The following is an 11,808-nucleotide window of genomic DNA, read 5'->3' on the forward strand; positions in this document are numbered from 1 at the left end:
CAGATGCTGGGGTGTCTTTGGGGATAGAGTTTCCATTAAATTAATATCTGATTCAGTTATGAATTGAAGAAAGCCCACTTAATTGTGGGTTTTTTAATATGGCTTAATGTGAAATATTTGGTTGAATACATGATTTTTGGACAAAAAAATACGCAATGATTGGGGTTGTCATTGCGTATAACAACGAAACTACTCGCGTAGTCTCGGTAAAGGAAAAATGTATGACTTAGGGTTTCCTAAAACATGAGTAGATCATAAAACGAAAGTGTGGATCATTCATGAGTATTCGAGTTACGCGATGTTACGAAGCGTTAAGAATGCGCACTTTGTGTGACTGATGTCAAAGAATTTGTATAAAAAAAGCCCTTCATCAAAGAAAGGCTTTTAATTTGCGATGAAAATTCTTAGAAATGGAATACACCAAGACCTGCTTTAACTTCATCTAGCGTTTGCTGTGTGATATCGCGACATTTGTCTGTACCATGCTTCAAAATATCCATGATGTAATCTGGATCTTTTGCAAGTTCGATACGACGCTCACGGATAGGCGTGATTAATTCTTTAAGTACACCTTCAAGACGTTTCTTCACTGTACCATCGCCTAAACCGCCTCGACGGTAATGTTCTTTTAGTTCTTCAACTTCTTCTTTGTTTGGATCAAAGGCATCTAAATAAGTAAAGACAACGTTACCTTCCACTTGGCCTGGATCTTCAATACGAAGGTGATTTGGATCTGTATACATCGCATTAACAGCTTTTTTAATGTCTTTGTCAGATGCATCAAGCACAATAGTGTTGCCCAAAGATTTAGACATTTTAGCCTTACCATCGAAGCCAGGTAAACGACCAACATTTGATAAGAGTGCTTTACATTCTGGCAGTAAGTCATGACCAATTTGACGGTTCAAACGACGAACAATTTCATTGGTTTGTTCAATCATTGGAATTTGGTCTTCACCTACAGGCACAATGCTGGCTTTAAACGCAGTAATGTCGGCAGCTTGAGCAACTGGATAGCATAAGAAGCCTGCTGGAATATCACGCTCAAATCCACGCATTTGAATTTCAGATTTAATGGTCGGGTTACGCTCTAAACGTGAAACCGTTACAAAGTTTAAGTAAAGCATGGTGAGTTCATTTAATGCTGGTAAGCATGATTGAACACAAATTGTTGTTTTAGTAGGGTCAATGCCGACTGCCAAATAATCGGTTGCAACTTCAATAATATTGCGACGTACTTTTTCGAAATTATCGGCATTATCAGTCAGCGCTTGAGCATCAGCCAATAACAGGTGTTGGTGATGTGAATCTTGTAAGCCTACACGTGAACGTAAAGAACCTACAAAGTGACCGAGGTGAAGTTGTCCTGTTGGGCGGTCGCCAGTCAAAATCACTGGACGATTATCTTGATTACTCATTATCTATTCCATCTTTGCAGCCAGTGCTGCGATACATTTTTAACGAATGGCAACATTGTACGGGATAATTTTTCAATATGTCAGCCACATTAGAAAACTGCAAAAAAATATCTAAAAAATCATCATGCAGATACATTATTTTGCGTTGAAAGAGATTAAACTCATGCAAAAAATGAGGAAGAATAAAAATGGCCAGTAGTTTGTTGTTATTGCTAGATGATATTGCCACGGTTTTAGATGATGTTGCGGTCATGAGTAAAATGGCAGCCAAAAAAACGGCTGGCGTATTAGGGGATGACCTCGCCTTAAATGCCCAGCAAGTCAGTGGTGTGCGTTCAGAGCGTGAATTACCTGTGGTTTGGGGTGTTGCAAAAGGTTCATTTGTTAATAAATTAATCTTGGTGCCCTTAGCGCTTTTAATCAGTGTGATTGCACCGTGGCTGATCAATCCTTTGCTGATGATCGGTGGTTTATTTTTATGCTATGAAGGTGTAGAGAAGGTTATTCATAGTCTATTTCATAAAAAAGCAAAAACAGCAGAAGATGCACAACAGGAGCTGGAAAATACTGAAATTGATTTGGCTACATTTGAAAAAGACAAAATAAAAGGGGCGATTCGTACCGACTTTATTTTGTCCGCTGAAATTGTAGTGATTTCCTTGGGTACTGTTGCGACCGCAACATTTTTGACCAAGCTAAGTGTACTCAGTGTGATTGCAGTCATTATGACTGTGGGTGTTTATGGTTTTGTGGCAATGATTGTAAAAATTGATGATTTAGGGCTTTATCTGACTCAGAAACCCTCAGCATTTAAAAATACAATTGGCCGAGGATTACTGGCATTTGCGCCAAAGTTAATGAAGACGCTTACGATTGTGGGAACCATCGCGATGTTTTTAGTGGGTGGTGGTATTATTAATCATGCTGTGCCTTGGATGCATCATTTTACAGAGGATGCAGTACAATTTGCACAGGAGCTCCCAACTATGTCGAGTATTATCGGTGCAATAACACCCACGGCAATTAACTTGGTGACAGGTATTGTGGCAGGTCTCTTGGTCTTGTTGGTTGTTCATCTGATTGGGAAAGTTCGACATAAAAGCACCTAGACCCAAATGAAAGAATAGGCTTAACATAACCAAAATAGCTGAATAGGGAGATTGAGATGCGTTGGAAAGGTCGCCGAGTCAGTGCAAATGTAGAAGACCGTCGTGGTGGCGGTGGTGCGAAAGCGGGTGGGATTAGTATCCTTGGTTTAGTTGTGGCTTTTGTTGCGTGGAAGTTTTTTGGTGTTGACCCTCAGCAGGCTTATCAAGCAACCAAGCAAGTTACACAGCAGGCATCGTCTGCGGAAACCAAAGGTTTGGATAATCCTACACCTGATCAGCAAGAAGCTATGCAATTTGTGGGTACTGTGCTTGCAGATACTGAAGATACATGGAATGAAATATTTAAACAGCAGTTGAATGCACAATATACGCCACCTAAATTGGTGATGTTTAATGGTGTAGTGAACTCAGGCTGTGGTACTGCACAAGCTGCAATGGGGCCATTTTATTGTCCTGCAGATCAAAAAGTTTATATAGATACAGCATTCTTTAAAGATATGCGCACGCAAATGGGTATTTCGGGTGAGCAAAATAACACTGAACTGAGTCGTGATGATCAGGCTGGAGATTTTGCACAAGCATACGTGGTTGCTCATGAAGTTGGTCATCATATACAAACACTTTTAGGTGTTTCTCAGCAGGTGCAGCAAGCACGTGCCAAAGCAACGAAAGTACAAGGTAATCAGTTGTCCGTTCGTCAAGAATTACAAGCAGATTGTTTCGCAGGAATTTGGGCAAATCACAACAATGCGCGTACGCAATTTTTAGAATCAGGTGATGTCGAAGAAGCGATGGATGCTGCACATAAAATTGGTGATGATTATTTGCAAAAAAGCGCAACGGGCCAAGTGGTACCAGACAGTTTTACCCATGGTACTAGTCAACAGCGGATGAAATGGTTTGACATTGGTTTAAAGTCAGGTCGAATTGACAGTTGCGATACGTTTAATCAAGCAATTTAAACAAGTTTTATTGCATCAAAAAAAGACTTTCCTCTTTTCTTTTTTTGATGCTGATCTAGATTTTGATTTTAAAGACATGTTTATTTATTTAAGAATTTCTTGAAATTAACTAAAATTCGGAAGCTAACAAATAGGGCTGCGCACGAAAATAATCCAATCCCAAACACTGTAAATTTTAAATTATTTATGTCTTGTTGATATGCTTGTTGTATTTGGGCTTGATCGTATTTGAATTCCTGAGAGTGTTGTGTGCGACTATCCGTATATTTAACTTGATGAATATAGAAGTTGTAGCCTACTTTTAGTAAATCGACTTGATGAATCTGTCGGGTTTGTTGCTGGTTGTATTGATCTGTACAAATATTTGCATAGTGCTCGCAACTAATTTTGGCAATATAACCATTTTGCGCAATCGCAATATATATAGCTGGGTCTGGTTTTTGATTGTTAGAAATTAACACCAATTGCTCTTTCTTTGTGGAAACCAAATGAATCGTTTGAGCATTTTGAAATGTTTGATCAGCTAAACGTATTTCATTTAATTTTGAGATACACGTCCAGACCAAAGAGATGGTGATGAAAAAAATAACAGCCGCGAAACACATGCGGAAAACAGTTTTTACAGTAAGGTGCATAAGATCATCACAACAAGCAGTTTAAACCATAAGACACTAAACCTATGGCAGTTACTTTATGGTAAAACATTCTGTATGAAATAGTGAAATAAACTGAATTGCTACACGAAAATAGTCGCGATTTGAGTACAATATTTACAATCTAAATGAGTTGCTGTTAGGTATTTTTTATTTAAATATATAATTTGAATTTGCTCATTAGCACTCAGGCTCAAAGAATTGGATGAGGAATGGGAAACTTTTTTTTCTTACAGGTATTTACTGTAATTTTTGCACTCTCAATTGCAACTACAATTTTTAATAAGCGGATCTTGGGCTTTCCACAAGCCATTGGTGTGCCTATTGTTTCAGCAATTTTTGTCTTTATTTTACAGTGGGGCGCAAGCCTGCTGAATGGTAATCAATTTGTGGTCATCAATATTCATAATATTGAGGAAGCAGTTCGACATATTGATTTTTATGACTTTTTAATTAATGGTGTGATCTGTTTTATTTTGACGTCTTCCGCGTTGAAATTTAAGGTCTCAGATTTACGTAGCCATTGGAAACCTATTAGTATTTTGGCCAGTATTGCGCTGGTTTTGTGTGCCACGTTCTTTGGGATGGCGCTGTATGGTTACCAATTTTTAATTGGACAGCATGTTGATTTACTGGTGCTGTTATTGCTTGGTGCTGCTTTGGGGGCGACGGATCCAATCGGGATTAAAGGCGTATTAAGTTCTGTACGTGCTCCCCATCATTTAATTGTTAAGTTGGAAGGTGAGTCACTATTTAACGATGCAATGTGTATTGCCTTATTTATGACCTTGTTAAATGTACTGCAGGGTGCGCACGTCACATTGTATGGCATTTTAAAAACCTTACTTTATGAAATTGTCGTAGCTATTATTATTGGCTGGGGTTTTGGTCAAGCCATATTGCGTATTTTACGTGGTAAGCATGAGATGGAGTCGCTGATTTTGACTACGGCCTTATTGGCCTGTGGTTCGTATTTAGTTGCATTGTTTGCTCACGCTTCTGCACCTATTGCATGTGTGATTGGTGGCTTAATTGTGGGTAACCGCTGGAAAGAGATTTTAGAAGCACGTGAAATCCGTGAAGTGAATCATTTTTGGCATACAGTTGAAGGGATTATTAACTCCTTTTTATTTACGCTTATCGGTTTAGAGCTTTTTATTTTAGATCTCAGTATTAGCTTAATTTTGGGCGGGATTGTTGCCTTCTTAATTTTGCATGCTTCACGCTTTGCTGCCAATTATCTTTCCTTTGCCTTTTTCCCAAGTTTTCGCAAAAAGAGTTACAACGGTAGTTTGGCCATATTGTCTTGGGGTGGGGTGCGTGGTGGGATTTCGCTTGCCTTAATTTTGGCGGTCGCGAACGTGCCTCAGTTAAGTGAATATAGCAGTATTTTAATTGGGTATACCTTTATTGTGGTGCTGTTATCTGGTTTGGTCTGCGGTTTAGGCCTGCCTGCGGTCATGAATGCTTTTTATCATAATCCTGATGAAGAAACCCAAGGCTTTAAAGGTTGGTATCAACGGATGTGCCATAAAATGAACCGTAAAGGTTTTCAATATGTGGTGGGTGAGGATGCATTAGGTAATGAAACGATTACCGTGTATAAGCCAGAAGCATTGATTGATGAAAAGGCTGAGGATGGTGTAGCTGCGGTACATAACCCTGAGCGTGTACAAGAAGTAAAACGCTTAGAAAACCCAGATAACTTCTAAGGATTAGTACAAATTTTACTCTGATATTTATCTTATACATTTAACCTGTATAAGAATTGCGAAAGCCAAATAAAGTATAACTTTATTTGGCTTTTTTATTATTTATGTAAAGTATTAATTTATAACCATTTGACGGAAACTTGGTATATGGCTTTCTATTTTTAAGTAAAAAGCTGGAAATTCGGTTACAAAAAATGTGACTCATGTCACAAAAAATAAGTTGTTGTTATTTAATGGTTATATTACAGTTTTAGGAGTGTAGACATGGCAATTAAACAATATTTTTCAAGCAATTGTGCAAAAAAAAAGCAAAATGTGATATAAAACACATTATTAAAAATAGAGTTTCTAATGGGTTTTATTTTAATGAAAAAGTTAAAAAAACAACACATTGCAAAACTAATCTAAAACAGAAACATACATAACACATATTGAGGGTCACGCTATGACGCAAATTTCTGTTATTTCGAAGGAAAGTCATCAGGTTCTAGAACAAGTCGATTCGAACCGTGTTGGACTTACACAAAACTCAGTTGTTGTAGTTAAGGTCCCGAAAGAGGATGTGGCTTCAATTACGCGAGATGGCAACAATGCAGTAATCACGCTAAAAAGCGGTGAAACTATTGTTATTGAAAATTATTTTGCTGGTGACAAACCAGATAACAGTCTGGTTTTTGAAGGCGACGACGGTAGTTTGTTCTGGGCTAAATTTACAGATGCAAATGGTGCCATTGCAGACGTGATCCAATATCAACCTTTAGCAGAAATTGAGCCTTTATTGTATAAAGACTCTTTAGTTGGTGCAATTTTACCTTGGGCATTGGGTGCTGCTGGTGTTGGTGCAGTAGGTGCTGCAGTTAATAATGGTTCATCAAATAACAATGATGGTACGCCAAGCCCTGTTAAAAAATTAAGTACATTGGTTGTGACTGATAACGTTGAGCCTAAAACTGGCCAACTTACAGCGGGTAGCGCAACAAATGACAAAACACCTGTTGTCTCAGGTACAGGTGCAGAACCTGGTGCGACAATTAAAGTTTATGACGGTAACCAGCTAGTTGCTGAAACTGTAGCAAAAGCAGATGGTAGCTGGAGCGTTAAACTTCCTAAAGAATTGACAGATGGCGAACATTCAATTTCTGCAACGCAGACAGTGGATGGCGTTGAAGGCCCTAAATCAGACGCTTTAAATTTCACAGTAGATACTCAAGATCCGACTGTTAGTATTAATGATTTGGGCGATACCAACGATACGACCCCTACGATTAGCGGTAAAACCAACGAACCGAAAGCTGAAATTGACGTTGTAATTAAAGATAAAAATGGCAACGTTGTTGACAGTGGTAAAGCAAATGTAGATGACCAAGGCAACTGGAATTACACTCCATCAAAACCTTTGCCAGAAGGCGATTACAAAGTTGAAGTGACTGCGAAAGACCCTGCAGGCAATGAAAGCACACAAGATAAAGGTGGTTTGGTTGTAGATACGACTGATCCTACAATTACGATTGATCCGTTAAAACCAACGGGTGACTCAACACCAACGATCACTGGTAAAACAGATCCTGATGCTTCTGTTGATGTAGTCATTAAAGACAAAGATGGCAACATTGTTGATTCAGGTAAAGGCACTGTAGATGGTAATGGTGATTGGACTTATACACCATCTAAACCGCTTCCAGAAGGTCCGTATGAGGTTGAAGTTACTGCAAAAGATCCAGCTGGTAATGATAAAACTGTAACTGATAAAGGCTTAGATGTAGATTCATCTTTACCTGTAATTAGCATTGATCCGCTTAAACCAACCAATGACACGACACCAACGGTGACAGGTAAAACTGAGCCAGGCGCAACAGTTACTGTTGAAGTTAAAGACTCGACAGGTAAAGTTGTAGATTCTGGCCCAGCAACTGTAGATAGCAATGGCAACTGGTCATACACACCATCTACAACACTACCAGATGGCGCGTATACTGTTGATGCGACTGCAAAAGATTCTGCAGGTAATCCATCGACTGCGACAGACAAAGGCTTATCTGTAGATACGCAAGCACCTACAATTAGCATTAACCCTCTTGCACCAACCAATGACACGACACCGACTGTTTCAGGTAAAACTGAAGCGGGCGCAACTGTTAATGTTGAAATTAAAGATGCAACAGGTAAAGTTGTAGAGTCTGGTCCTGCAACTGTAGATAGTAATGGCAACTGGTCATACACACCATCTACAACATTACCAGATGGCGCGTATACTGTTGATGCAACTGCAAAAGATGCTGCAGGCAATCCAGCAACTGCAACAGACAAAGGCTTAGCCGTTGATACGCAAGCACCAACAATTAGCATTAATCCACTTGCTCCAACCAATGACAATACACCAACGATTTCAGGTAAAACTGAGCCTGGTGCAACTGTTAATGTTGAAATTAAAGACCCAACTGGCAAAGTTGTAGAGTCTGGTCCAGCAACTGTAGATGGCAATGGCAACTGGTCATATACACCAGCAAACCCACTTCCAGAAGGTCCATATACGGTTGATGCAACTGCAAAAGATCCTGCGGGCAATCCTTCAACAGCAACAGAGCAAGGCTTAGATGTTAATACATCTGCACTTAGTGTATCGATTGATCCATTAAAACCAACGCAAGATACAACACCAGATATTTCTGGTAAAACAGCTGTTGGTGCAACAGTAACAGTTGAAGTGAAGGACTCGACTGGTAAAGTTGTGGCTACAGGCCCAGCGACAGTGGATTCAAATGGTAATTGGACATTTACACCATCTACTGCACTTGCTGAAGGAAACTATACAGTTGCAGTTGAAGCCGTAAATGCTGCCAACACGAAAGCAAATGCGACTGCGACGGGTTTAATTGTAGACACTACTTTACCAGCAGTGACTATTGATCATTTGGTTTTAACCAATGATGCAACTCCAACAGTAAAAGGCACAACAGAAAAAGGTGCAACGGTCACTGTTGAAGTTAAAGATTCGACAGGTAAGGTTGTAGATTCTGGTCCAGCAACTGTAGATGCGAACGGCAACTGGACTTATACGCCATCTAAAACACTTCCAGATGGTGCATACACTGTTGATGCAACTGCAAAAGATGCTGCAGGCAACCCAGCTACTGCAACAGACAAAGGTTTGGTTGTAGATACAACTCCACCAACAGTGACGATTGATGTATTAGGTTTGACGAATGCTACGTCACCAATCATTAAAGGTACAGCTGAAGCGGGTGCAACAGTTACTGTAGAAGTAAAAGATGCAGCAGGTAATGTCATTGACTCTGGTAATGCGCAAGTTGATGGCAGTGGCAATTGGACATTTACACCAAATAAACCGCTAGCAGATGGTTCTTATAAAGTTGAAGCGACTGCTAAAGATGCTGCAGGTAACCCTGATATTGCAATTGATACAGGTTTGAAAATTGATACTGTTCCACCAACAGTAGACATTGATAATCTATTTGGTGCTGCTTCAGCACGTATGCTAATGAGTGTTGCAAGTACAACATCAGCATCGTTACCACAAACCAATCAAGTAAAACCAACATTCTCTGGTAATTCGACGAAGAGTGTTGAAGTCATGATTTATCTACAAGATGAATCAGGTAAAAATATTGATTCGGGCTTAGCAAAATTAGACACAGCTACAGGTAAGTGGACTTACACACCATCTCATGATTTGGCTGAAGGCTATTACATGCTTCAAGCAATTTCTAAAGATGCTGCAGGTAACCAAAGTGCGCCAGCTGCGAAAGCATTTATTGTTGATATTCAAGCACCTGTGGTTGAGGTGGATGATGTTGGCTTAACCAATGACGCAACACCTGATGTGAAAGGTAAAGTAAATGAACCTACATCTACAGTGACTGTAAAAGTTGCTGATGCGACTGGCAAAGTTATTGAGACAGGTATCGCAACAGTTGCTTCTGATGGTAAATGGTCATATACCGTTAAAACATCGCTTACAGATGGTGACTATGTTGTATCTGCAACAGCAAAAGACAAAGCAGGCAACATTAGTGCAGAAGATAGTGCAACAGCTAAGATTGATACAGCAGCACCAACATCTACACTTACAGTCAGCCCTACAGGCGAAGTTGTTATCACCTTCAGCGAAGCTGTAAAAGGTTTTGATAAGTCAGATGTGACAGTGAATGGCGGTACACTGCTTAACTTAACACAACAAGCGGATGGTTCTTGGAAAGGCCAAGTTGTTGCGAATGGAACCACAGGCGCGAGTGGCAAAATAGATGTAATTATTGCTGATAGCTCATATACAGATACAGCGGGTAACGCAGGTAAAGGTTCGAGCGTTCTTGGTATGGATGTAGTTAGCGTTGATACCACACCGCCTGCAGCGACGATTGTGATTTCACCTGCTGGTGATGTGACAATTAGTTTTAGCGAGCCAGTAAAAGGCTTTGATGCATCTGATGTCAAAGTGACTGGTGGTACATTGCAAGGCTTAACACAACAAGCAGATGGTACTTGGACAGGTCACGTTGTTGCAAATGGCAACACGGGTGCGTCAGCAAACGTAGATTTAACCATCCCAGCTGGCTCATACACAGACTTGGCCAATAATCCAGGTACTGCTGCAACTCAATCACAATCTGTACCAAGCATCGATACTACAGCACCAACGCCAACAATTACGTTGACTCCAGCGGGCGAAGTAACAATCAGCTTCAGCGAGCCAGTAAAAGGCTTTGATGCGACTGATGTGAAAGTGACTGGCGGTAAATTGGTTAATTTAACTGAACAACCAGATGGCACTTGGACGGGGCAAGTCGCAGCAAATGGCGCGACTGGTGCTCCAGGAAATGTAGTTGTTTCGATTGGTGCAGGCTCTTATACAGACGTGGCAAATAACCCAGGTAATGGTGGATTTGCAATTGAAAATGTACCAAGTATTGATACCACAGCGCCGACTTCAACAGTGACACTCGATGCAAACGGCAACTTAAAAATCACATTCAGCGAAGCGGTTAAAGGTTTCGATGCATCTGATGTGAAAGTAGCTGGCGGCACAGTAAGTGGCTTAACACAACAGCCTGATGGCTCTTGGACTGGTAAAGTTGTTGCAGATGGCAACACAGGTGCATTGGGTAAAGTGACCGTGAGTGTTGCAGACAATTCTTATACCGACCTTGCGGGTAATAATGGTAAAGGCAATAGCGCAACAAATGATATTGCGAGTGTTGATACGACAGCGCCGACAGCAACGATTGTGATTACGCCAGCGGGCGAAGTAACGATCAGCTTCAGCGAGCCAGTAAAAGACTTCACTCCATCTGACTTGGTTGTAGCGGGTGGTGCTGTCACTGGTTTGGTTCAACAGCCAGATGGTACTTGGAAAGGTCAAGTCGTGTCGAATGATCCAACAGGCGCACCAGGTCAAGTAGATATTACGATTCCAGCGGGTTCATACACAGACAATGCAGGTAATCCAGGTCAACCAGCAACAGCTAGTCAATCTGTTCCAGGTTTCGATACTACAGCACCAACGTCTACGATGACTCTAGATGCGAATGGCAACTTGAAGATCACGTTCAGCGAAGCAATCAAAGGCTTCGATGCATCTGATGTGAAAGTGACAGGTGGTACAGTGAGTGGCTTAACTCAACAGGCTGACGGTTCTTGGACAGCTAAAGTTGCAGCAGATGGCAACACAGGTGCACCAGGTCTAGTCACAGTTACTGTTGCAGACAACTCATATACAGACCTTGCAGGTAATAACGGTAAAGGTTCAAAAGTTGAAAATATCAGTGTGCCAAGTATCGATACAACTGCGCCAACATCTACGACAACCCTAGATGCAAATGGCAACTTGAAAATCAGCTTCAGCGAAACGGTTAAAGGTTTCGATGCATCTGATGTGAAAGTGACTGGCGGTACAGTAAGTGGCTTAACTCAACAAGCAGACGGTTCTTGGACAGGCA

Annotated in this window: 6 protein-coding genes; 4 read left to right on the plus strand and 2 right to left on the minus strand. The window is 40.7% G+C overall.

The annotated features are described in order from the left end of the window. Positions 1 to 404: 404 nt before the first annotated feature. Positions 405 to 1,418, minus strand: coding sequence for a tryptophan--tRNA ligase (gene trpS / locus EXE29_RS16475; RefSeq protein ID WP_106985745.1), 1,014 nt, complete (start codon positions 1,416 to 1,418; stop codon positions 405 to 407). A gap of 188 nt (positions 1,419 to 1,606) precedes the next feature. On the opposite strand from trpS, the gene EXE29_RS16480 reads away from it, so the two are divergent. After that, positions 1,607 to 2,527: a DUF808 domain-containing protein gene (locus tag EXE29_RS16480; RefSeq protein ID WP_117008018.1), complete on the plus strand. Its 921-nt coding sequence runs from the start codon at positions 1,607 to 1,609 to the stop codon at positions 2,525 to 2,527. A 56-nt stretch (positions 2,528 to 2,583) separates the two neighbouring features. Continuing rightward, positions 2,584 to 3,489, plus strand: coding sequence for a KPN_02809 family neutral zinc metallopeptidase (gene ypfJ, locus EXE29_RS16485; protein WP_117008017.1), 906 nt, complete (start codon positions 2,584 to 2,586; stop codon positions 3,487 to 3,489). Between the two features lie 80 nt (positions 3,490 to 3,569). On the opposite strand, the gene EXE29_RS16490 is transcribed toward ypfJ, so the two are convergent. Continuing rightward, positions 3,570 to 4,124, minus strand: coding sequence for a hypothetical protein (locus EXE29_RS16490; RefSeq protein WP_106985742.1), 555 nt, complete (start codon positions 4,122 to 4,124; stop codon positions 3,570 to 3,572). Positions 4,125 to 4,354: 230 nt separating this feature from the next. Between EXE29_RS16490 and EXE29_RS16495 the strand changes: the two genes are divergently transcribed. Continuing rightward, entirely contained in the window at positions 4,355 to 5,854 is a 1,500-nt protein-coding gene (locus EXE29_RS16495) for a cation:proton antiporter (protein WP_117008015.1), read from the plus strand. A 445-nt stretch (positions 5,855 to 6,299) separates the two neighbouring features. Next, positions 6,300 to 11,808 (plus strand): Ig-like domain-containing protein (locus tag EXE29_RS16500; protein ID WP_120365065.1); only part of this gene is annotated, 5,509 nt, incomplete at its 3' end.

Origin of the sequence: Acinetobacter sp. WCHAc060006, from assembly GCF_004209135.1 — a bacterium.
GTDB lineage: Bacteria > Pseudomonadota > Gammaproteobacteria > Pseudomonadales > Moraxellaceae > Acinetobacter > Acinetobacter cumulans.

Bases quoted from the DNA above. Each gene is read 5' to 3' on its own strand.
- trpS (WP_106985745.1), bottom strand. From the start codon at position 1,418: ATGAGTAATCAAGATAATCGTCCAGTGATTTTGACTGGCGACCGCCCA.
- EXE29_RS16480 (WP_117008018.1), top strand. From the start codon at position 1,607: ATGGCCAGTAGTTTGTTGTTATTGCTAGATGATATTGCCACGGTTTTA.
- ypfJ (WP_117008017.1), top strand. From the start codon at position 2,584: ATGCGTTGGAAAGGTCGCCGAGTCAGTGCAAATGTAGAAGACCGTCGT.
- EXE29_RS16490 (WP_106985742.1), bottom strand. From the start codon at position 4,124: ATGCACCTTACTGTAAAAACTGTTTTCCGCATGTGTTTCGCGGCTGTT.
- EXE29_RS16495 (WP_117008015.1), top strand. From the start codon at position 4,355: ATGGGAAACTTTTTTTTCTTACAGGTATTTACTGTAATTTTTGCACTC.